This is a genomic window from Micromonospora sp. BL4, from assembly GCF_003667505.1.
GTDB lineage: Bacteria > Actinomycetota > Actinomycetes > Mycobacteriales > Micromonosporaceae > Micromonospora.
This window is the reverse complement of the sequence record NZ_RCVJ01000043.1, coordinates 67,796-87,604: the sequence shown is the minus strand read 5'-3', so window position 1 is coordinate 87,604 and position 19,809 is coordinate 67,796. Positions and strand designations below refer to the sequence as shown.

20 protein-coding genes, 1 tRNA gene, 1 other RNA gene and 1 pseudogene are annotated in these 19,809 nt (G+C 73.5%); 6 read left to right on the top strand and 17 right to left on the bottom strand.

Annotated features, from left to right (window positions below):
• Positions 1 to 20: 20 nt before the first annotated feature.
• The 7 genes from EAD89_RS01775 to EAD89_RS01745 all read right to left on the bottom strand — a co-directional run bounded on the left by EAD89_RS01775 (position 21) and on the right by EAD89_RS01745 (position 8,035).
• Positions 21 to 1,973, bottom strand: coding sequence for a VWA domain-containing protein (locus EAD89_RS01775; protein ID WP_121674447.1), 1,953 nt, complete (start codon positions 1,971 to 1,973; stop codon positions 21 to 23).
• Between the two features lie 2 nt (positions 1,974 to 1,975).
• On the bottom strand, positions 1,976 to 3,436 hold the full coding sequence (locus EAD89_RS01770) for a sigma 54-interacting transcriptional regulator (RefSeq protein WP_121674446.1): 1,461 nt from the start codon (positions 3,434 to 3,436) through the stop codon (positions 1,976 to 1,978).
• 9 nt (positions 3,437 to 3,445) lie between these two features.
• A complete protein-coding gene (locus EAD89_RS01765; RefSeq protein WP_121674445.1) occupies positions 3,446 to 4,528 on the bottom strand; it encodes a hypothetical protein in 1,083 nt (360 codons plus the stop codon).
• Between the two features lie 76 nt (positions 4,529 to 4,604).
• Positions 4,605 to 5,255 carry a response regulator transcription factor gene (locus EAD89_RS01760; RefSeq protein WP_121674444.1) on the bottom strand — a complete coding sequence of 217 codons (651 nt, stop codon included), beginning with the start codon at positions 5,253 to 5,255 and terminating at the stop codon, positions 4,605 to 4,607.
• Entirely contained in the window at positions 5,252 to 6,496 is a 1,245-nt protein-coding gene (locus tag EAD89_RS01755) for a sensor histidine kinase (protein ID WP_121674443.1), read from the bottom strand. The genes EAD89_RS01760 and EAD89_RS01755 overlap by 4 nt, the downstream gene beginning before the upstream one ends.
• Before the next feature lie 55 nt (positions 6,497 to 6,551).
• A complete protein-coding gene (locus EAD89_RS01750; protein ID WP_233578100.1) occupies positions 6,552 to 7,049 on the bottom strand; it encodes a hemerythrin domain-containing protein in 498 nt (165 codons plus the stop codon).
• 5 nt (positions 7,050 to 7,054) lie between these two features.
• Positions 7,055 to 8,035 carry an aldo/keto reductase gene (locus EAD89_RS01745; RefSeq protein WP_121674441.1) on the bottom strand — a complete coding sequence of 327 codons (981 nt, stop codon included), beginning with the start codon at positions 8,033 to 8,035 and terminating at the stop codon, positions 7,055 to 7,057.
• 71 nt (positions 8,036 to 8,106) lie between these two features.
• Between EAD89_RS01745 and mgrA the strand changes: the two genes are divergently transcribed.
• Positions 8,107 to 9,102: an L-glyceraldehyde 3-phosphate reductase gene (gene mgrA / locus EAD89_RS01740; protein ID WP_121652747.1), complete on the top strand. Its 996-nt coding sequence runs from the start codon at positions 8,107 to 8,109 to the stop codon at positions 9,100 to 9,102.
• 24 nt (positions 9,103 to 9,126) lie between these two features.
• Here mgrA and EAD89_RS01735 read toward each other — a convergent pair whose 3' ends face one another.
• The 3 genes from EAD89_RS01735 to EAD89_RS01725 all read right to left on the bottom strand — a co-directional run bounded on the left by EAD89_RS01735 (position 9,127) and on the right by EAD89_RS01725 (position 11,053).
• On the bottom strand, positions 9,127 to 10,050 hold the full coding sequence (locus EAD89_RS01735) for a lytic polysaccharide monooxygenase (RefSeq protein ID WP_121674440.1): 924 nt from the start codon (positions 10,048 to 10,050) through the stop codon (positions 9,127 to 9,129).
• A gap of 75 nt (positions 10,051 to 10,125) precedes the next feature.
• On the bottom strand, positions 10,126 to 10,467 hold the full coding sequence (locus EAD89_RS01730; protein ID WP_121674439.1) for a VOC family protein: 342 nt from the start codon (positions 10,465 to 10,467) through the stop codon (positions 10,126 to 10,128).
• 115 nt (positions 10,468 to 10,582) lie between these two features.
• Positions 10,583 to 11,053 (bottom strand): ArsI/CadI family heavy metal resistance metalloenzyme, encoded by a 471-nt coding sequence (locus EAD89_RS01725; protein ID WP_121674438.1) that lies wholly within the window; start codon positions 11,051 to 11,053, stop codon positions 10,583 to 10,585.
• A 110-nt stretch (positions 11,054 to 11,163) separates the two neighbouring features.
• Between EAD89_RS01725 and EAD89_RS01720 the strand changes: the two genes are divergently transcribed.
• From EAD89_RS01720 to EAD89_RS01710, 3 genes are read left to right on the top strand one after another with little or no spacing between them, the layout of a single operon-like run.
• On the top strand, positions 11,164 to 11,535 hold the full coding sequence (locus EAD89_RS01720; RefSeq protein ID WP_121674437.1) for a metalloregulator ArsR/SmtB family transcription factor: 372 nt from the start codon (positions 11,164 to 11,166) through the stop codon (positions 11,533 to 11,535).
• Complete coding sequence (locus tag EAD89_RS01715; protein ID WP_121674436.1) at positions 11,532 to 12,269, top strand: MIP/aquaporin family protein; 738 nt, start codon at positions 11,532 to 11,534, stop codon at positions 12,267 to 12,269. Before EAD89_RS01720 ends, EAD89_RS01715 begins: the two co-directional genes overlap by 4 nt.
• Positions 12,266 to 12,673, top strand: a complete 408-nt coding sequence (locus tag EAD89_RS01710) for an arsenate reductase ArsC (RefSeq protein WP_121674435.1) — start codon at positions 12,266 to 12,268, stop codon at positions 12,671 to 12,673. The genes EAD89_RS01715 and EAD89_RS01710 overlap by 4 nt, the downstream gene beginning before the upstream one ends.
• A gap of 96 nt (positions 12,674 to 12,769) precedes the next feature.
• Here the strand turns inward: EAD89_RS01710 and EAD89_RS01705 are convergent.
• Together EAD89_RS01705 and EAD89_RS01700 are read right to left on the bottom strand one after the other, a co-directional pair.
• A tRNA-Ala gene (locus EAD89_RS01705) sits at positions 12,770 to 12,842 on the bottom strand.
• Between the two features lie 88 nt (positions 12,843 to 12,930).
• Positions 12,931 to 13,521, bottom strand: a complete 591-nt coding sequence (locus EAD89_RS01700) for a YqgE/AlgH family protein (RefSeq protein WP_121653963.1) — start codon at positions 13,519 to 13,521, stop codon at positions 12,931 to 12,933.
• Positions 13,522 to 13,694: 173 nt separating this feature from the next.
• Here EAD89_RS01700 and EAD89_RS01695 point away from each other — a divergent pair, with 173 nt between their 5' ends.
• Positions 13,695 to 14,495 (top strand): S-methyl-5'-thioadenosine phosphorylase, encoded by an 801-nt coding sequence (locus EAD89_RS01695; protein WP_121674434.1) that lies wholly within the window; start codon positions 13,695 to 13,697, stop codon positions 14,493 to 14,495.
• A 141-nt stretch (positions 14,496 to 14,636) separates the two neighbouring features.
• Positions 14,637 to 16,232, top strand: coding sequence for a benzoylformate decarboxylase (mdlC, locus tag EAD89_RS01690; protein ID WP_199733381.1), 1,596 nt, complete (start codon positions 14,637 to 14,639; stop codon positions 16,230 to 16,232).
• 37 nt (positions 16,233 to 16,269) lie between these two features.
• Here mdlC and EAD89_RS01685 read toward each other — a convergent pair.
• The 5 genes and pseudogenes from EAD89_RS01685 to smpB all read right to left on the bottom strand — a co-directional run bounded on the left by EAD89_RS01685 (position 16,270) and on the right by smpB (position 19,709).
• Positions 16,270 to 17,222 (bottom strand): annotated as a pseudogene (locus EAD89_RS01685) (hypothetical protein).
• A gap of 52 nt (positions 17,223 to 17,274) precedes the next feature.
• The gene (locus EAD89_RS01680; protein ID WP_233578099.1) at positions 17,275 to 17,790 is read right to left on the bottom strand and encodes a hypothetical protein; all 516 of its coding nucleotides are present in this window, start codon (positions 17,788 to 17,790) and stop codon (positions 17,275 to 17,277) included.
• A 134-nt stretch (positions 17,791 to 17,924) separates the two neighbouring features.
• Entirely contained in the window at positions 17,925 to 18,617 is a 693-nt protein-coding gene (locus EAD89_RS01675) for a hypothetical protein (RefSeq protein ID WP_121674432.1), read from the bottom strand.
• Positions 18,618 to 18,748: 131 nt separating this feature from the next.
• Positions 18,749 to 19,124, bottom strand: a transfer-messenger RNA (tmRNA) gene (gene ssrA / locus EAD89_RS01670).
• A 105-nt stretch (positions 19,125 to 19,229) separates the two neighbouring features.
• Positions 19,230 to 19,709, bottom strand: a complete 480-nt coding sequence (smpB, locus tag EAD89_RS01665) for an SsrA-binding protein SmpB (RefSeq protein WP_121653974.1) — start codon at positions 19,707 to 19,709, stop codon at positions 19,230 to 19,232.
• Between the last annotated feature and the right edge of the window lie 100 nt (positions 19,710 to 19,809).

The window sequence follows — 19,809 nt, the reverse complement described above, 5'->3', positions numbered from 1 at the left end:
GGGTGGGGAGGGGACGGGGATCAGCGGCGGGATTGGCGGGAGCGGAGGTAGTCGCTGACCACGTACTCGCCCAGGTCGTCCGTGTCCGGGGTGAACATGCGGCCTCGGCTGCGTCGGGCCACCGCGTCGACGAAGCGGCGCAGGCCCGGGTCGTCGCCGAGCATGAACAGGTTGAGCGTGGCGCCGTAACGGCTGAGCCGATCCACCTCGCGGACGGTCGCCTCGATCGTCTCCGGCAGCGGCGGCCAGTGGAACAGCGCCTCCCCGTCGTCCGGATCCAGGTGGGCGGTCGGCTCGCCGTCGGTGACCACCAGCACCACCGGCTCGGCGTCCGGATGGCGCCGCAGGTGCCGACCGGCCAGCCGCAGCGCGTGCTGGAGGTTCGTGCCCTGCTCCATGTCCGGCTCCACGGCGGCCAGCTCCTGCTGACTGAGCGTCATCGCCTCCCGGCCGAAGCCGACGATCTGCAGGGCATCCTGCGGGAAGCGCGTCTCCATCAGGTGCGCCAGCGCCAGCGCGGTCTGCTTCATCGGCCCCCAGCGCCCCTGGGAGATCATCGAGTACGACAGGTCGACGCAGAGCACCACCGCCGCGGAGGCCCGCTTCTCCGTCTCCACCACCTCGAAGTCGTCCACCGCGAGCTGCACCGGCACACTGGGCCCGGCCCGGCTCACCGCCCGGGTCAGCGTGCGGACCACGTCCAACGGCTGCTCGTCGCCGTACTGCCAGGGTCGGGACCCGCCGCTGACCTCGCCGGCGGCACCCGCCGACCGCAGATCGTGCTGGCCGCGCGGCCCGGCCGTCAGGTCGGCGAAGACCCGCCGCAGCGCGGTCCCGCCGAGCCGGCGCAGCGCCTTCGGGCTCAGCGTGAGCCCGTCCGCGTCCCGGCTCACCCAGCCCTGCCGGCGCAGCTCCCGCTCCAGCTCACGCAGCCGGCGGACATCGTCGGCGGCGCTCCGGCCCAGCGTCCGGGCCACCGCCTCGACGTCCACGTCGTCCAGGGTGGCGCCGGGGTGTTCCTGGTCGAGCTGGTCCAGCAGGTCGTCCAGCTCGCCGATCTCACCCAACGCGCCGGCCGCGTCGGCGTAGTCCAGCGGCTGCTCGCCCCGGACCCGCTCGCCGCGCCCCCACCGCAGGTCCGGCCGCAGCGCCCGCAGGTTCGCGTCGAGCGCGGACAGCTCCCCGGCCAGCCGGTCGCCGAGCGACTGCTGCATCAGCCCGGCAAGCTCGGCGCGCTGCCGATCGGAGAGCGAGTTCATCAGCCGCTCGCCCGCCGCCGAACGCCGGGCCAGCACGTCGATCAACTCGTCGACGGTCTCCGGCCGCTCCGGGAAGAAGTCGCCGTGCCGGCGCATGAACTCGGCGAACGCGTCGGTGGTGTCCTCCGCGCGACCGTGCCGGGCCAGCAGGTCGTTCAGGTCGCTCATCATCTCGGCGAGCCGCCGCTGGACGGCCGGGTCGGCGGACGCGGCCACCGCGTCGCGCAGGCCGGCGAAGCGCTGGCCGAGGACGTCGCCGCGAAGCTGGTCCAGGATCTGCTGGTACGACCGCCGGGCGTCCGCGCTGGCCCACTGGTAGCCGGCCAGCTCCTCCACCGCCCGCGCGGTGGAGCGGGGCAGGTTGTCCAGCACCGACTCGGCGAACCGCGCGCCGTCGTCGTCGCGGCCCCGCAGCTCGTCCCGCTCGGCGGCGAGGGCCTGGTCGAGCAGGGCCCGGGCCCGGGTCACCGCGCCGTCCAGGTCGCCCCGGCGCAACGCCTCGCGGCGCAGCCGGCGGGCCCGGGCGGCCAGGTCGTCCAGCCCGCCCCGCCCCTGCGGGCCACGGCGCAGCAGGTCGCGCAGCGCCTCCCGCAGGCTGCCGCCGGCCAGCACCTCGGCGCCGACCGCGTCCACCGCCTCGCGCACGTCGTACGGGGGCGCGAGCGGGTCTGGGCCGCCGCGCCACTGCCCGTACCGGAACCGGTTGCCGGCCACGGTCAGCCCCGGCCGCCGTAGACGGTGCGCCCGGAGTCGGTGACGTCCTTGCCGAGCCGGCGGGTCAGGTGCAGCCCCTCCAGCACGAACTCGACACCGGCGGCGGCCTCCTCCGGGGTGGGCGCGTCGCCCAGGCCGAGCCGGTCCAGCACCTTGGCCAGCCCCGGCACGGTGCCCACCTGGCGCAGCAGCTCGGCGGCGCCGACCAGCTCGCCCGTCTCGATCGCCGCGCCGTCCTCGACCAGGCCGGTGAAGCCGGACAGGTCCAACCCGGCCAGCCGGGCGCGGAACGTCTCGGCGGTCGCGGTCCGCAGCAGGTGGGCCAGGATCTCGATCTCCCGCCCCTCCTCGCCGCTCTCGAACTCGACCTTGCCGCGCAACGTGCTGGTCGTCGACACCGCGTCGCCGACCCGGGCGACCGCGGCCTCGGGGCGTCCGTCCGGGGTGCCGCCCGCGGCGAGCAGGCCGGCGCGGCGCAGCGCGGCACCGGCCACGGTCTCGGCGGCGGCGATGGCGAACCGGGCGGAGACACCCGAGCGCGGATCCACCGACGGTGACTCGCGCACCGCGCGGGCGAACCGGGCCAGAACCTCCAGGACGTGCTCCGGCACCTCGGCGACCAGGTCGGCCTCCTGCCGGATCAGCTCCAGCTCCAGGTCCAGGTCGACCGGGTAGTGGGTACGGATCTCCGCGCCGAACCGGTCCTTGAGCGGGGTGATGATCCGGCCCCGGTTGGTGTAGTCCTCCGGGTTGGCGCTCGCCACCAGGAGCAGATCCAGGGGCAGCCGCAGCTGGTAGCCCCGGACCTGGATGTCCCGCTCCTCCAGCACGTTGAGCAGCGCGACCTGGATCCGCTCGGCCAGGTCGGGCAGCTCGTTGACGGCGAAGATGCCCCGGTTGGTGCGGGGCACCAGCCCGAAGTGAATGGTCTCCGGATCGCCCAGGGTGCGGCCCTGCGCGATCCGGATCGGGTCGACGTCACCGATCAGGTCGCCGACGCTGGTGTCCGGGGTGGCCAGCTTCTCGCCGTACCGCATCGAGCGGTGCAGCCAGCCGACCGGCTGGTCGTCGCCGGCCTCGGCGACCTGGGCACGGGACGCCGGGGTGAGCGGGTGCATCGGGTGCTCGTTGAGCACCGAGCCGGGGATGACCGGGGTCCACTCGTCGAGCAGCGCGCCGAGGGAGCGGATCAGCCGGGTCTTGCCCTGGCCCCGCTCGCCGAGCAGCACCATGTCGTGCCCGGCGAGCAGCGCCCGCTCGACCTCGGGCAGCACGCTGTCGTCGTACCCGACGATGCCGGGGAAACGGGTCTCGCCGGACCGCATCCGGGCGAGGAGGTTGTCGCGGAGTTCCTGCTTGACGGTGCGGTACTGGTGACCGGCCGCCCGCAGCGCGCCGAGCGTGCCGGGCAGGTCGGCCGGTGGAACCGGGATTACCGGGGTAGGCGCAGTCACCCGACCCACGCTAGCTCGTCAAGAAGGGTCCCGTCGGCCTCGGCCGCAGCGCCGGCAGGCTCCGCGGCGGCGCAGGTGGTACGCGTACGTGGCGGCGCCGAGGGCCACGCCCCAGAGCGGCCAGAGCAGTGCCGGTCCCCCGGCCACGCTGAGCCCCTGCCAGAACTCGGGCTGGCTGAACAGACCCAGCGAGGCTGCGGTCACCGCGACGGCGACCAGGGTGGCCGGCACCACGGCCAGCTTCACCGGCACCCGGCGACCGTCGAGCCCGACCATCCAGCGCGGGAACCGCTCACCCCAGCGCTGCACCAGGCCGAGGGTGAGGACAGCGCCGGCGGTGGCGAACGCGCCCAGCCCGAACCCGGCCCACACCAGCCCGGTGTCCTGCATCTCGGTGAGGAACTCCCGGGAGATGCCGAGCGGGATGCCGGCCGCCCAGGCGAACCGGGTCGACGCGTACGCCAGCGGGATGGCCGCGGCGATGCCGGCGGCCCACCGACCCCAGCGCGCGGCGGCGGCCGGGGTGCTCCAACCCCGGTCGGTGCCGTCGCGGCCGCACCCGACGCACGCCCCGGCGGTACGGCGCTGCCAGGTGAGCACCGCCCCGGCCAGCAGCAGCCCGCCCGCCAGCGCGGCGAAGCGGGCGAACAGCGCCCAGGTGAAGACGTCGGCGTAGTCGACCGGCGGCCAGCCGAACGGCGCTCCGATGATCAGCATCGGTAGGTAGCCGAGGATGACCAGCACCCGGGCGTCCGGAACGACCACGGTGAGCACGACCGTCACGGTCCAGCCGTAGCCGGCGAGCAGCGCCCGCAGCGGGCCGGGCCCGCGTACGGCCGGACGGCTCATCGCCAGCGCCGCCACCGCGGCGGTCAGCAGCACCCCGGCGAAGAGCGGTGCGGCCAGCTCCACCGGCACCAGGCGCAGCAGGTTGACGTCGCCGCCGTGCGGGTCGTTCGCGCCGAACGGGTAGCCGGCGCCGGTGAGCGTGCCGACCAGGGCGAGGACGCCCCACAGGCCGAGCCAGCCGGCGGCCAGCGGGGCCAACCGGTCGGGCCAGCGGGAGTCGGTACGGGGTCTGGAAGCAGTGATCGTCGTCATGCTCCCAGCCTCGGCCGACGGCCGGCCGAACCCCTCCCGGGCGGCGGTGAACCCGCTCCCACCGGCGAGGGACGGCTCAGCCGGACGGGGTGACGAAGCCGGACTCGTACGCGGCGATCACCGCCTGGGTGCGATCGCGAACGCCCAGCTTGGCCAGCACGTTGCCGACGTGCGTCTTGACCGTCTCCACCCCGACCACCAGGTGCGCGGCGATCTCCGGGTTGGACCGGCCGGTGGTCATCAGGCGCAGCACCTCGGCCTCCCGCTCGGTGAGCCGGGCGCCGGTCAGCCGGTCGCCGCCCGTCGGCCCGTACGCCCCGGCCAGCCGGCGGATCGCGGCCGGGAAGAGCAGCGACTCCCCCGCCGCGACCACCCGGACCGCCTCGACCACCTCGGCGGGTCGGGCCCGTTTGAGCAGGAACCCGGAGGCGCCGGCGCGCAGCGCCTCGTAGACGTACTCGTCGTTGGCGAACGTGGTGACCACCAGCACCCGGGGCGGGTCGGCGGAGGTGGCCAGCAGGTGTCGGGTGGCCTGGATGCCGTCGATGCCGGGCATCCGCACGTCCATCAGCACCACGTCGGGGCGGTGCCGGGCGACCAGCGGCGGCACCTCGGCGCCGTCGGCAGCCTCGGCGAGCACCCGCAGGTCGGGTTGGGAGTCGATGATCGCTCGCAGCCCGATCCGGATCAGCTCGTCGTCGTCGACGATCAGCACACCGGTGGTCATCGCGTCCCCTCGAACGGCAGGCGGGCCCGGATCAGCCACCGGCCGCCGTCGGGGCCCACGCTGAGCCGGCCGCCGAGCAGCAGCACGCGTTCCCGCATCCCGTCCAGGCCGCGGCCTCCCCGGCCCGGGTCGGCCCGGTCGGCGCGGCCCACCGCGTTGGCCAGCTCCAACTCCAGCGCGTCCGGGTGCAGGTCCAGCCGAAGCGTCACCGGCCCGTGGCCGTACCGTGCCGCGTTGGTCAGCCCTTCCTGGACGATGCGGTAGCCCTCCCGGGAGACGGCCGGCGGCACCCTCGCGGGGTCGCCGGAGCGCTGCGCATGCACCGCCAGCCCGGTCGCGCGGGCGTCGGTGACCAGCCGGTCCAGGTCGGCGAGGGTACGCTGCGGCGCCACCGCGGGCCGGTCCCCGCCGGTCTCCCGGAGCAGCCCGAGGACGTGGTCCAGCTCGTCCATGGCGGTCCGCCCGGCCTCCTCGATGGCGGTGAGCGCCCGCCGGACGAATTCGGGGTCGGTGTCGAGCACCCCGCGGGCGGCGCCGGCCTGGAGGGTGGCCACCGTCAGCGCGTGGCCGACCGAGTCGTGCAGTTCCCGGGCCAGCCGGTTGCGTTCGGCGAGTCGGACGGCCTGCGCCTCCAGCGCGGCGATCCGCTCCGCCGGGGTCGGGCCGAGCAGCACCGGCGCCATCGACCCGGCGAGCGCGCCGAGCCCGGCGACGGCGTAGCCGAGACCGGCCAGCAGGAGCACCCCGGTCAGCGTCAGCCAGCCGGTGTCCCGCCCGTCCAGTGGCCCGAACCGTTCCCGGCTGATCAGGTCGGCGCCGATGCCGAACTGCTGGGCGATGAAGGCCAGCGCCATCGGCACGGCCGTGATCAGCGCGACCATCACCAGCGCGCCGATGGTGAGGTGGGTGGCGATCCAGAGCGCGCTGCGCAGCCGGGTGTCCCGGTCGCCGCGGCGTCCCGGCGCGGGGTCGGGCAGGTCGACGCCGAGCAGCGCCCGTACGGCGGCGATCTCCAGTGCCCGGCTGCCGTCGAGCAGCAGCGGCACCACGGCGATCACCAGCGCGACCACCAGCAGGGCGACCACCAGCGCACCGGGGACCTCCGGGCCGGTGAGCAGCTGGGCGAAGGCCACCGCGAGCAGCCCGTACGGGAGCGCCAGGACCCCGCCCAGCAGCAGGAACACGCCACGCCGCCAGGTGCTGCCGGCGACCAGCGGGGACAGCGCCGTTCGGGGAGTCACTCCGTCATTCTGCTGCCGGAGCCGGTCCCGCCGACTCCCCCGTGCCGGGGATATCTCAGCGGTGGTCGGCCACGTACGTCTGCGGGTCCTTGTCCCGGAAGGGCAGGTCACGCCCGTTCTTGTGCTCGCCGTAGAAGGTGAGCCAGCGGTGGCCCAGCTCGGCGCGCAGCTCGGAGCTGGCATGCCGGCGGAAGTCGGGCAGGGCCTCGTCCTCCTCCTCGGCCAGGTGCTCGCTGTTCTCCCGGCGGGCCGTACCGACCGCCGCCCACCAGCGTTCCGAGCCGACGGGGTGCAGCTTGGACTCGGCGATCGCGTCCCGGATCTTGTTGTGGTCGCCGATCGCGTCGGCGGTCTCGTCCTCGCCGTCGTCGCCGTGCTTGACCAGGTGCGGGTAGAGGATCGCCTCCTCGGCCTCGGCGTGGATGTCCAGGTGCAGGGCGAGTGCGTCCCAGATCGCCAGCAGCTCGTGCTCGTCGCGGGCGTCGTCGAGGCGGGCGAAGCCGCGCCGGAAGGAGGCGTGGTCGTCCAGGATCATTGCGGTGATGTCGTCCACTGTGCTCACTTTCCTGTCGAACCGGTGAACCGGGCGCGCAGCATTCGGGGCATCGCGGCGAGGCCGGTGACCGGGCGGAACCGTTTGGCGGCCTCGGCCAGCGCGGCGTACTCGTCGTCGGTGAGGTCGATGTCGGCGGCGGCGGCGTTGCGTTCCATCTGCTCCACGCCGGACGCGCCGGGGATGGCCAGCACGTTCGGGTGGCGCAGCACGTAGGCCAGCGCGATCTGGCTGGGGGTGGCGTCGTGCGCGTCGGCGACCTGGCGCAGCGTGTCGATCAGGGTGGCGCCCCGCTCCAGGTTCTCCGGAAGGAAGTACGGGTTGGCTCGCCGGACCGCGCCGGTCGGCGGGTTCTTCGCGTCGTAGCGGCCGGAGAGGAAGCCCTGGGCGAGAGGGCTGTACGCGATGACCACCCGACCGGCCTCCCGCGCGTACGGCAGCAGCTCATGCTCGGGCGCGCGGTCCAGCATGCTGTAGCGGACCTGGTTGCTGAGCACCCGCCGGCCGAGCGTGGCCTCGGCGACCTGCCAGCGGCGCAGCCCGTAGTTGCTGACCCCGACCTCGCCGACCAGCCCGATGTCCTGCAGGGCGCGCATGCCGCGCATGGTGCTGTGGTCGGCGACCAGCGGGTGGGGCTGGTGCACCTGGTAGAGGTCCAGGGAGGTGACGCCGAGCCGGGCCGCGGAGGCGACCGCCCGCTGCTGCACCACGGCGGCCACCGGCAGCACCGGGAAGATCTTGGACGCGATCACCACCTTGGGCCGGTCGTCGCCGAGCGCGGCGCCGAGGATCCGCTCGCTACGCCCGAAGCCGTAGATCTCCGCGGTGTCGAAGACGGTCACACCCAGCTCGAGCGCCCGCCGGACGATCTGCGCCGCCTGGCGTTCGAAATCCGGGCCGTAGCCCCACTCCCGGGAGCCGAACTGCCAGGTGCCCAACCCGATCTTGGAGAGGGGTTTGGGGGTGTCGAGCGCGATGAGACGCATGGTCTCGAAGCTACCCCCTTGTCCGGGTTCACACGCTCAATCCCGCGTACCCCGGGGCCGGAGCTAGGCTCATGATCGTGACCTACCTCGCCGCGGATGACCGCTACGAAACGATGACCTACCGGCGCAGCGGACGCAGTGGCGTGCGGCTGCCCGCCGTCTCCCTCGGCCTGTGGCACAACTTCGGCCCGGACCGCCCGATGGAGCGGCAGCGCGACATCGTCCTGCGCGCCTTCGACCTCGGTGTCACCCACTTCGACCTGGCCAACAACTACGGCCCGCCGCCCGGCGCCGCGGAGGAGAACTTCGGCCGGCTGCTCGCCACCGACCTGAAGCCGTACCGGGACGAGCTGGTGATCTCCAGCAAGGCCGGCTACCTGATGTGGCCCGGTCCGTACGGCGAGTGGGGCTCGCGCAAGTACCTGATCTCGTCGCTGGACCAGTCGCTGAGCCGGATGGGGCTGGACTACGTCGACATCTTCTACTCGCACCGCTTCGACCCGGACACCCCGCTGGAGGAGACGATGGGCGCGCTCGACGCCATCGTCCGCTCCGGCAAGGCGCTCTACGTCGGCATCTCGAACTACACCTCCGAGCAGACCGCCCGCGCCGCCGAGATCCTGCGCGAGCTGGGCACGCCGCTGCTGATCAACCAGCCCTCGTACTCGATGCTCAACCGGTGGACGGAGGCCGACGGCCTGCTCGACACGCTGGAGCGGGTCGGCGCCGGCTGCATCGCGTACAGCCCTCTGGCCCAGGGTCTGCTGACCGACCGCTACCTGGGTGGCATCCCGGCCGACTCCCGGGTGCGCACCAGCGTCTTCCTCAACGAGAGCGACCTCAGCGAGGAGAAGATGGCCACCATCCGGGGGCTGGGCGAGGTCGCCGAACGGCGCGGCCAGTCACTGGCCCAGCTCGCGCTGGCCTGGGCGCTGCGCGACCCGCGGATGACCAGCCTGATCATCGGGGCGAGCAGCGTCGGACAGCTGGAGACGAACATCGCCGCGCTGGACAATCTCGACTTCAGCGCCGAGGAGTTGGCCGAGATCGACCGGCACCTGGGCTGAGCGCCGCCGGGCCGGCGGGCCGGGTCACCAGATCCGGCGCCGCCCGGCCCGGTGGTTGCGCACCTCGCACTGCCGGCCGACCGGCACGGCCCCGGGGCGGCGCAGCCGACCCGCGGCGACGAGCAGCGCGACGACCAGCACGGCGGCGGCGCCGGCGAGCACCGGCCAGCGGCTCCCGAGGTCGGTCACCGACGCCACGGGCACGCCCGGGTCGGCGGCCGCCGCCACCGCCGGCTCGGTGGCCGCCGGCCGGCTCGCGGCGGTACGCGGAACCGCGGCCTTCGTCGCGGTGGCCCGCTTCGGGGCGCCCGTCGCCGTGCCGCCGCGCGCCGCGCGGAACACCACGTCGGAGCAGGAGTAGTAGGTGTCCGGGGTGTTGGAGTTCTGCCAGATCGTGTAGATCAGGTGCCGGCCATTCCGGCTCGCCGGCAACCGGCCCGGCAGCTGGTACGCCCCGGCCCGCACCGGCGGGTCGGTCACCGTGAGGAACGGGCGCGACTCCAGATCGGCCCAGGTCAGCGGCGCCCGCGGGTCGTAGCCGGGCCGGGTGACGTAGAGGCGGAAGGTGCCCCGGTGCTCGATGGTGGTCCGGTATCGGAAGGTGAACCGGGCGCCGGCGGTCAGTTCGGTGCTCGGCCAGTCGGTCCGGGGCAGATCCAGCCCCCGGTACGCGGACAGCCCGCCGCTGCACAGCTCACCGTCCGGGATCTTCTCCCGGTCCCGGCCGTTGATCGCGGCGACCCGGACGTTGTCCCACTCGCGGACCGCCGCGCCCGCCTCGACCGCCGCCCGGCAGGCGTTGGTGGACGCGTACCGGCCCTCGGGTCCGCAGGCCGCGGCGCGGCTGATCGGGCTGGTCGGGGCGCCGTGGCCGGCGGCGGGCGCGGCGCTGACCGGCACGGTCGCGATGGCGACCAGCACGGCGGCGAGCGTTCGGCGCACGGTCATGGTGTGACCTCCCGCGCAGTGGTACGGGCGCGGGGCGGCAAAGGTTCGACGTCGGGGCCCTCGGGAATCGCGGCCTCAGGCCGGCCCGCCGCCAAAGCCGATCTCGTTGCCGTCCGGATCGCGGAAGATCGCCTTACGCACGCCGTTGTCGTAGGTCTCGCGCTCGGTCGGCTCCAGGCCACGCTCGGCGATCTGGGCGAGTCGGGCATCGTAGTCGTCGACGAAGACGGTGTGCAGGGCGTGCCCGGCATGCTCGGGCCGCACCTCGATGAAGACGTACCGGTGCTCGGCGAGCTCCCACACCGCCTCGATGTCGTTCGGCCGGAACGACGGCGGGGCTCCGAGGAGCTGCTCGTACCAGGCCGCCGCGGTGGCGTAGTCGCGGACGGGAACGCCCGCGAACAGATCTACGGTCATGAGGCCATGCTAGGGGCCTCGGCCCCCTGCCCCCCGCACTGCGAGCGCCGGGCGGGGGTCGGCCAACCCCTGCCCGGCGCCGCGCAACGAGTCCGCCCGGGTACGGCCCGGTCCGTCAGCAGCAACGCGAGCCGGCTCCGCTGCCTGCCGGCTCCTTCGCCGCCTCGGCGTCGGCCGGTTCGCCGCAGCGGCACTCCTCGGTCGCTTTGGCGAGGGTGTCGGCGTCGGCCTTGACGGTGTAGACCTCCCAGGGCTCGTTGCCGGGGCCGCGTACCCAGACCTTGTCCTGGAGGGCGTAGCAGCATTCGGTGTCGTTCTCCTCCAGCGTGATGAGGCCCGAGTCGGTGAGGCGCTTGGTGGCGGCGGTGACCTCGTCGGTGTTGAACACCTCCACGCCCAGGTGGTCCATGACGGTGGGCTGGTCGGCCTCGCCCTCAATGAGCACGAGCTTCAGCGGCGGGTTCTCGACGGCGAAGTTCGCGTACCCGGGGCGGCGCTTGGCCGGGTCGACGCCGAACAGCTTCGAGTAGAAGGCGACGGAGCCTTCAAGGTCGGAGACGCGCAGAGCGAGCTGGACACGGGACATGTCGATACCTCCTGCTAGCGGACGGGTCAATGGAGTGCACCCGCTGTCTAGATGGTTTTCGAAGCAGCCCCAGCGTTGCACCCTGTTTTGACATCTGTCAAGCTAGACGTATGTCGAAACAAAGTCTGCCGGTCGCGGACCTTCAAGCGGTGACCTGCTGCGCGCCCTTGGCGGTTCGCCCGATGGAGGCCGAGCAGGCGGCGGTGGTCGCACCGATGTTCAAGGCCCTCGGCGACCCGGTCCGGCTGCGGTTGATGTCGATGATCGCCTCGGTGCCCGAGATGTGCGTGTGCGACCTGACCCCGGCGTTCGACCTGTCCGGGCCGACCATCTCCCACCACCTCAAGGTGCTGAGGGAAGCCGGCCTGGTTGACTCCGAGCGTCGGGGCACGTGGGTGTGGTACAGGGTCAAGCCCGAGGCGTTCCGCCAGCTCGGCGCGCTACTCGACCTGCCCGCCACGACCGCCCCCACCACGGCGTGAGCCGCACTCTCGCCCGGCGCGCCTCGGCCGAGTTCGCTGGCACCGCCCTGCTGGTCGCCGCCGTGGTGGGATCGGGGATCGCCGCGGCTCGGCTCTCCCCCGCCGACGCCGGGCTTCAACTGCTGGAGAACGCGATCGCCACCGCGTTCGCGTTGGGCGCGCTGATCCTGACGTTCGGGCCGGTGTCCGGCGCGCACTTCAACCCCGTCGTGTCCGCTGTCGACTGGTGGCTCGGCCGCCGCGCCGGCACCGGCCTGACCGGCTCCGACCTCGCCGCCTACACCGCCGCACAGGTCACCGGAGCAGTCGCCGGGTCCGTGCTGGCTAATCTCATGTTCGACCTGCCCGCCGTCGCCTGGTCACAGACAGGCCGCACGGGCGGGAACCTGTGGCTCGCCGAGATCGTCGCCACCGCCGGCCTGGTCGTGCTGGTCTTCGCCCTCGCCCGTAGCGGTCGGACCGCCGTCGCGCCTGCCGCGGTGGGCGCCTACATCGGCGCGGCCTACTGGTTCACCTCGTCCACCTCGTTCGCCAACCCCGCCGTCACCGTCGGCCGCGCCTTCACCGACACCTTCGCCGGCATCGCCCCGACCTCGGTGCCCGGCTTCGTGGCCGCCCAGCTCGTCGGCGGCCTGATCGCCGTCGCCGCGCTCGCCGCCTGGTACCCCGATGCCGGACGCGCCGCTGACGCTGTCCTCGTACCCCACCGCACCCAGGAGACCAGAACACGATGAGCGACAAGCCCAGCGTCCTGTTCGTCTGCGTCCACAACGCGGGACGCTCTCAGATGGCCGCCGGCTGGCTGCGCCACCTGGCCGGCGACACCGTCGAAGTCCGCTCCGCCGGCAGCGAACCCGCTGATCAGATCAACCCGGTCGCCGCCCAGGCCATGCGCGAGGTCGGCATCGACATCACCGACCAGACCCCGGTACGACTCACCTGGGACACCGCCGAAGCCAGCGACGTCATCATCACCATGGGCTGCGGCGACGCCTGCCCCGTCTTCGCCGGCAAACGCTACGAGGACTGGAAACTCACCGACCCCGCCGGCCAACCCATCGACGTCGTCCGCCAGGTTCGCGACGACATCCGGGCCCGGGTCGACGCCCTCCTCGCCGAACTACAACGTGAGCGATGACCTCTGACGCCGGCCGGCAGCTCACCAACTACCGTCCGATGTCCGAAACGAAACAGGGCGTCCGTCATGTCTGACGAACGCCCTGCTCGACAAGGGTGGAGCCGAGGGGACTCGAACCCCTGACCCCCACACTGCCAGTGTGGTGCGCTACCAGCTGCGCCACGGCCCCTTGCTGTCGTCCCGGTCGCCCGGGCACTGGGAAACTATACACAGACCGGCCGGCATGGTCATGTCGCGGGGTCCCCCGCCGAGCCGGGTCAGTTGAGCGCCACGTCCGGCGGGAAATGGGCGACGGCGGCCATCATCCCGCCCTGCCGGCGCAGCACCATCGGCCACAGGTCGTCCGGCCGGTCGACGAAGGCGTCACCGGGCAGCGCGTCGAGCAGGAACCAGGAGCCGTCGGCGATCTCCTGCTCCAGCTGGCCGCTCCCCCAGCCGGAGTAGCCGGCGAAGACCCGGATGCTGCCGATGCTCTCCCGCAGCCGCTCCGGGTCGACCGAGAGGTCGATCGTGCCGACCGCCCCGGAGACCTGGTGGAAGCCCTTGACCCGGCGCAGAGGGTGGCGCATGCGCGCCAGGCAGATGGCCGAGTCGGGCTGCACCGGGCCGCCCTCGAAGAGCACCGCCGGGTGGCGGGCCAGGTCGTTCCAGTCGCCGAGCACGTCGGCGACCGGCACCTCGGTGGCCCGGTTCAGCACCACGCCGAGCGCGCCGCCCGGCTCATGGGCGACCAGCAGCACCACCGTACGGTCGAAGTTCGGGTCCTTGAGGGCCGGAGTCGCGACCAGCAGTCGCCCGGTCATCGACTCCATCGCCCGTCCGCCGATCGCCTGGCCCTCTCCCTGCATCCCACACACCCGTCAACCGTGAACCCGCGCCGGGGATCCGTCACCCATCGGATCCGCACGGTGCAGCGGGACCATCCGTGCTGTCAACGCCATGCCTGGCACCATAGCCTGCGTCCCGGGTGCTGGCTAAGGTCTGACCGGCGGGTGATCGGACAGTTGAGACGGAGGGTCCATTGGCACCGACGGCGGACCTCGCGGTGATCGGCGGATCGGGCCTGTACGCCCTCCTCGACGGCACGACTCATGAGCTGGACACCCCGTACGGGCCACCGTCGGACGCGGTGACAATCGCCGAGGTCGCCGGGCGGCGGGTCGCGTTCCTGCCCCGGCATGGTCGGGACCACCGCTATCCGCCGCACCTGATCCCCTACCGGGCGAACCTCTGGGCGCTGCGCTCCCTGGGCGTACGCCAGGTGCTCGCCCCGTGCGCGGTCGGTGGGCTCCGTCCGGAGTTGGGCCCGGGCACGTTCGTGGTGCCGGACCAGCTGATCGACCGGACCAGCGGCCGGGCGCAGACCTACTACGACCGGGGCGCGGTGCACGTGCCGTTCGCCGACCCGTACTGCCCGCGCGGCCGGCGCGCGCTGCTCACCGCCGCCGCCCGCCGGGACGTGACCGCCGTGGACGGCGGGACGGTGGTGGTGGTCGAGGGCCCCCGATTCTCCACCCGGGCCGAGTCGCGCTGGTTCGCCTCGATCGGCGGCATGGTGGTCAACATGACCGGGCATCCGGAGGCGGTGCTCGCCCGGGAACTCGCCCTCTGCTACTCGTCGATCGCGTTGATCACCGACCTGGACGCCGGCTTGCGGGCCGGCGAGTCGGTGACCCAGGACGAGGTGTTCCGGGTCTTCGCGGCGAACACCGACCGGCTGCGGGGCGTGCTGCTGGACGCGCTGGCCGGGCTGCCCGCCGCGCAGGACTGCGCCTGCGGCCGGGCGTTGGACGGCATCTCCCTGCCCTTCCCGCTGCCCTGAGCCGGCGCGGGCGCTGCCCGCCGAGGTGCGGCCGGTCACGACGCCCGGGAAACGCCCGAAAGGTCCGTCGCATCCCGATAGATTCGGTTGATCGGGAGGGCGGCGCGGTCGTCCCTGCGCGTGACACGGAGGCAGGTGGCGATGGCAACGGTCCGGGACGCGACGTACGACGTGCTCCGCACCCTCGGCATGACCACCATCTTCGGCAACCCCGGCTCCACCGAGGAGCCGTTCCTACGGGACTTTCCGGCCGACTTCCACTACGTCCACGCGCTGCACGAGGCGACGGCGGTCGCGATGGCCGACGGCTACGCCCAGGCCACCGGCGCACCCGCCCACGTCAACCTGCACACCGCCCCCGGCACCGGCAACGGCATGGGCAACATGGTCACCGCCTGGCACAACAAGACCCCGCTGATCGTCACCGCCGGCCAGCAGACCCGCGAGATGCTGCTGCTCGAACCCCGGCTCACCAGCCGCCGGGCCGCCGAACTACCCCAGCCGTACGTGAAGTGGGGCTACGAGCCGGTCCGGGCGCCGGACATCCCGGCGGCGCTGCTGCGCGCGTACGCGACGGCGGTGCAGCCGCCGGCCGGGCCGGTGTTCCTCTCCCTGCCGATGGACGACTGGGACCAACCAGCCGACGCCCCGCCCGCGCCGCGCACGGTGGCCACCCGGTTCGCACCGGACCCGCAGCGACTGGACGAGTTCGCCCGAGCTCTGGCCGGCAGCCGCGACCCCGTCCTGGTGTTCGGGCCCGGGGTGGACCGGTCCGGAAGTTGGTCGATCGCGGTGGCGCTGGCCGAGCGGCTGGCCGCGCCGGTCTGGTCGTCCCCCGCGCCGGAACGGGGGGTGTTCCCGGAGGACCACCCGCAGTTCCGCGGCGTGCTGCCGTTCGCCATCGGGCCCCTGGCCGAGGCGCTGCGGGGACACGACACCGTGCTGGTGGTCGGCGCTCCGGTGTTCCGCTACTACCCGTACGTGCCGGGCGATCACCTGCCGGACGGCACCCGACTGCTGCACGTGACGGACGACCCGGACGAGGCCGCCCGCGCCCCGGTCGGGGACAGCCTGCTCGGCGATCCCGGGCTGGCCCTGGCCGCGCTGCTCGACCTGGTGCCGCCGACCGACCGGCCGCCACCGGCGCCCCGGCCCGCCCCGGCGCCGCCGGAGGTCACCGCGCCGCTGACCGCCGACGCCCTGTTCGCCGCGCTGGCCGCGCACTGGCCGGCGGACGGGGTGCTGGTCCAGGAGTCACCGTCCAACCTGTCCGCCCTGCGCCGCCGCCTGCGGATCTCCCGCCCGGCGTCGTACTTCACGATGGCCAGCGGCGGTCTCGGCTACGGCCTGCCGGCCGCTGTCGGGGTGGCGCTTGCCGAGCGTGACACCGGGCGTGGTCGACCGGTGGTGGCGGTGGTCGGCGACGGCTCGTTCCACTACTCGGTGCAGGCGCTGTGGACCGCCGCCCGGCTGTCCCTGCCGGTGGTGGTGGTCGTTCCGGTCAACCAGCAGTACGCGATCCTCAAGGCGTTCGCCGAGCTGAAGGAGACGCCCGGGGTGCCCGGACTGGACCTGCCGGGGCTGGATGTCACGGCGATCGCGGCCGGCTACGGCTGCGCCACCGAGGTGGTGGAGACACCCGACCAGCTCGGCTCGGCGCTCGCCGCCGGTCTGCGCGCCGGTCGACCCACCGTGCTGCCGGTGCCGATCAGCACCGACGTGCCCAGCATCCTCTGAAGGGCCGAGCATCCTCTGACCGGCACTCCCCGGTCGGTCAGCGTGGAGCGATCGACAGCGGGGCGCCGGTGGAGACGTCCAGCACCGGCCGTGCGCCCAGCGGCGCGCCCAGGGTGAGGGTGACCGGCTCCAGCTTGAGCACGTCGGGGCAGACGCCGGTGGACCGGGTGACGCCGCCGCCGACCACCACGACGTCCGGCCGTTCCCGCACGAGCGGAGTGATCCCGGTGTCGCAGGCGCCCACACCGAGCCGGACGGTCAGCCGCGCGCCGTCGACGGCCGTCAGGTCCTGAGCGGACACCAGGCCGTCCGGCAGCGGCCGCGCGGGCGCGGTGCGCTCGGGAACCGGAACGATCGCCGTCGGCGCGACGGCGAGTCGGGCCACCGGAATGGCCAGCTCCTCGACGGTGAACAGCCAGGCCGGAACCTGCGCCTCGCCTCGGCTGGTGCGTACCGGCACGGTGCCGAGTGTGACGCCGGTGACGGTCAGCGGAAGGCAGGCGGTCTCCGGTGCGCTGCTGACCCAGCCGTCCGGCCCGGGTTCGACCCTGGGGCCGGGGGTCGGCAGTCCGGTCCGCTTCGGCCGCCCGGGGCAGGGCAGCGGGTCGCCCTGATCGAGCTGCCGGTACGCCTCCGCCGCGCTGACCAACGGCACCTTCAGCCGGCCGTCCGGGAAGCGGATCTCCCCCCGACCCGGGTGGGCGGGATGGGCACCTGCTCCCGGTACCAGCCGGCCCGGAAGGCGGCCTCCGTGTCGGGGGTGAAGCGCGGGTCGCCGGTCAGCACGGTCGGCCCCTGCAACGGGACGTACCCGGTGCTCCACTCGGGACCGGGACGCCACGCCTCGGCGACCTCGGTGGCCCGCTGCTCGAACGTCTCCCACCGGTGCGCCGGGGCGGTGGGCCCGTCGGCCAGGTCGCTGCCCGTCGGGGCGCAGCCGGCCGCGAGCACCAGCAGGGGCAGACCGAGGGCCAGAAGCGATCGACGCATGCCGGTTCGACGTGTCCACCGACGCCCCGGTTCCCGCCCGGGGCGGGCCCGCTCAGGTCTCGCCGCCCAGATCCATCTGGTACGCCTGCCAGAGCAGATCCGCGCCGCGCCGCCGATGCCGCGCCAGCGTCCGCAGCAGGTACGCGGCCCGGTGGCGCAGCTCGTCCGGGCTGGCCTCGGACTGCTCGGCGACCCGCTGCACGGCCAGGAGCGCCCCGCCGATCGCGGTGTGCTCCCGGGTCAGCAGCCGGACCCCGTGGTAGAGCCGGGGCGCATGGGTGAGCAGTTCCCGATAGAGCCCGGCCGGACCCTCGGTGACCTGGACGTGCTCGGTGAAGCTCTGCCCGACGGGGCGTAGCCGCAGCAGCACGCGTTCGCGCCAGCGCGCCTCGGTCGGCGCTGCGGCGACCGCCCGGGCGAGCGCGTGCAGGTCACCGGCGAGCCCCGCCGGGTGCGGGTCACCGGGCGGCGCGGCGCACTGACGCTCATCGGGGAGGCTGGCCGGATGCGGTGGCCCGGCGAACGGCCGGGCGACAACTGACGACTGCTGAACCGGACCGGTGACCATGGGCACCTCCCGCGCTTGCGCTGCTACCGCATACCGCGATGGTGAACCCGCCCGTCCGCCCCTGTCCAGGGCCTCTGGCCGCCTCTTTAGCCCCACCTGCCGCACAGGTCCCGCCCGCCCCACCGGTACGCCGCTCAGCCGTCGAGTGGGTGCTCCGCGAGGCGACGCAGCGCGCGGGCGGCCGCATGCGCGTCGCCGTCCCGGCCGTCGGTGGGGCGACCGGTGGTGATCGCGTCGGCCAGCGCCCGCAGCTCGGACGGGGGCAGGGTGGGCAGCCCCATACCGAACAGGGGAACGGTGATCCGCCGTCCACTGTCGCGGTCGGTGGCGACGATCGCCGAGGCCCGGCGTCCCCGCGCCCACGGGTCGTCGTCCCCCGCCTCGCCGAACGCCGCCGTCGTCCCAGCGTCGATCCGGGCGGTGGCGAGGTCGACGGTGCGGCTGCCGAACGCGCCGCACACCCGCACCCGACTGCCGTCCAGCCAGGCGGCCGTCCGCAGCACCCGCAGCACCAGGTAGACGCCGAGCAGGGCGAACGGCAGCCCGCAGAGCCCGAGGAGCCGGCCGGAACCGCCCTGGTCCCAGCCGCCACCGCCGCCGGAGTCCCGCAGCGCGGGCGGCAGCATTCCGGGCGGCAGGTCGCGGGCCTCCTCATAGGAGGCGAACCCGTCGCCCGGGCCGGTCAGCTGGCGCAGCAGCCCGTCCGCGACCAGGGGCAGCACCACGAACGCGGCGCTGACCGCGACGACGAACACGCCGGCCAGCACCGAGACGGTGCGCTGGCCGGGTGACGCGCCGACCGACAGACGCAGTTGCTCGCTCCGCACAGTCGGCAGCGTAGGCGAACCGGGCCGCCGGCCGCGTCCCGGCACCCGGCGGGATGACTGCACGGCAGCCGTGCGACCCCGGATACGACGATGCGCCCCGGCCGGTGGGCCGGGGCGCATCGCTTTCGAGGTGGTGGAGGTGCCGGGAATCGAACCCGGGTCCTTCGCCGGTTTGTCAGGGCTTCTCCGAGCGCAGCTCGCTGTGCCTCTACTCGGCCCCACCGCTCACGCGAGCAAGTTGGTGTGACGGGCCCAGTCGCTGATTGATCTCGCCGCACGGACCCCGCGACCGGGTCCGATTGGCCAGCCTTCTAGCTGATGCCGGCTACTGGGACGAAGGCGTTCCCAGGCCGACAGACTTAGCTACTCGCCTCAGGCGGCGAGAGCGAAGTCAGCGCGATTGTTCTTGGCGCTTATAAGTTTCCGACGACCGATTCTCGAGACGACGTCGGCTTCCTCGGCTCGCTTCCCCTGTCGCTGCGTACGAAGTCGAAACCAGTCACCCCCTCGACGGGCCGCCGATGTTGGCGGCACTGACAAGCCTAACGCCTGCCGCAACGGGTTTCATCCCGAGCCCCGGGCCGGCGCGGCGACCCGGACAAACGGGACGATCTAGTCGTCCATTCCCTTGCCGCGCCGGCCACTGACCCGGGCGATCTCCCGGTCCGCGTCCCGCTTGGCGAGGTCCTGGCGCTTGTCGTACGCCTTCTTGCCCTTGGCCAGGGCGATCTCCACCTTGGCCCAGCCGTCGGAGAAGTAGACCTGGAGCGGGACGATCGTCAGACCACCCTCGCGGGTCTTGCCGACGAGCTTGTCGATCTCTCCACGGTTGAGCAACAGCTTGCGGGTACGCCGGGGCTCATGGTTGGTCCAGGTGCCCTGGGTGTACTCCGGGATGTGCATCGCGTGCAGGTACAACTCGCCGTCGCGCTCCTGGGCGAACGCGTCCACGAGCGACGCCCGCCCGGCCCGTAGCGACTTGACCTCGGTGCCGGTCAACGCCATGCCCGCCTCGTACGTGTCGAGGATCGAGTAGTCGTGGCGTGCCTTCTTGTTGGAGGCGACCACCTTGCGCCCCTTTTCCCGTGGCATCGGCGCCACCCCCTCTCCTGATCATCCGCCACCGGGGTCACCCCGGCCGGACAACCGATCATGCTACCTGAATGACAAGGACCCTCCCGCGCCGTTTATT

Coding starts and splice junctions, on each gene's coding strand:
- EAD89_RS01725 (WP_121674438.1), bottom strand. CDS start 11,053: ATGTCCCGTGTCCAGCTCGCTCTGCGCGTCTCCGACCTTGAAGGCTCC.
- mgrA (WP_121652747.1), top strand. CDS start 8,107: ATGATCGTGACCTACCTCGCCGCGGATGACCGCTACGAAACGATGACC.
- EAD89_RS01720 (WP_121674437.1), top strand. CDS start 11,164: ATGTCGAAACAAAGTCTGCCGGTCGCGGACCTTCAAGCGGTGACCTGC.
- EAD89_RS01735 (WP_121674440.1), bottom strand. CDS start 10,050: ATGACCGTGCGCCGAACGCTCGCCGCCGTGCTGGTCGCCATCGCGACC.
- EAD89_RS01730 (WP_121674439.1), bottom strand. CDS start 10,467: ATGACCGTAGATCTGTTCGCGGGCGTTCCCGTCCGCGACTACGCCACC.
- EAD89_RS01710 (WP_121674435.1), top strand. CDS start 12,266: ATGAGCGACAAGCCCAGCGTCCTGTTCGTCTGCGTCCACAACGCGGGA.
- mdlC (WP_199733381.1), top strand. CDS start 14,637: ATGGCAACGGTCCGGGACGCGACGTACGACGTGCTCCGCACCCTCGGC.
- EAD89_RS01745 (WP_121674441.1), bottom strand. CDS start 8,035: ATGCGTCTCATCGCGCTCGACACCCCCAAACCCCTCTCCAAGATCGGG.
- smpB (WP_121653974.1), bottom strand. CDS start 19,709: ATGCCACGGGAAAAGGGGCGCAAGGTGGTCGCCTCCAACAAGAAGGCA.
- EAD89_RS01700 (WP_121653963.1), bottom strand. CDS start 13,521: ATGCAGGGAGAGGGCCAGGCGATCGGCGGACGGGCGATGGAGTCGATG.
- EAD89_RS01760 (WP_121674444.1), bottom strand. CDS start 5,255: ATGACCACCGGTGTGCTGATCGTCGACGACGACGAGCTGATCCGGATC.
- EAD89_RS01765 (WP_121674445.1), bottom strand. CDS start 4,528: ATGACGACGATCACTGCTTCCAGACCCCGTACCGACTCCCGCTGGCCC.
- EAD89_RS01680 (WP_233578099.1), bottom strand. CDS start 17,790: ATGGTCACCGGTCCGGTTCAGCAGTCGTCAGTTGTCGCCCGGCCGTTC.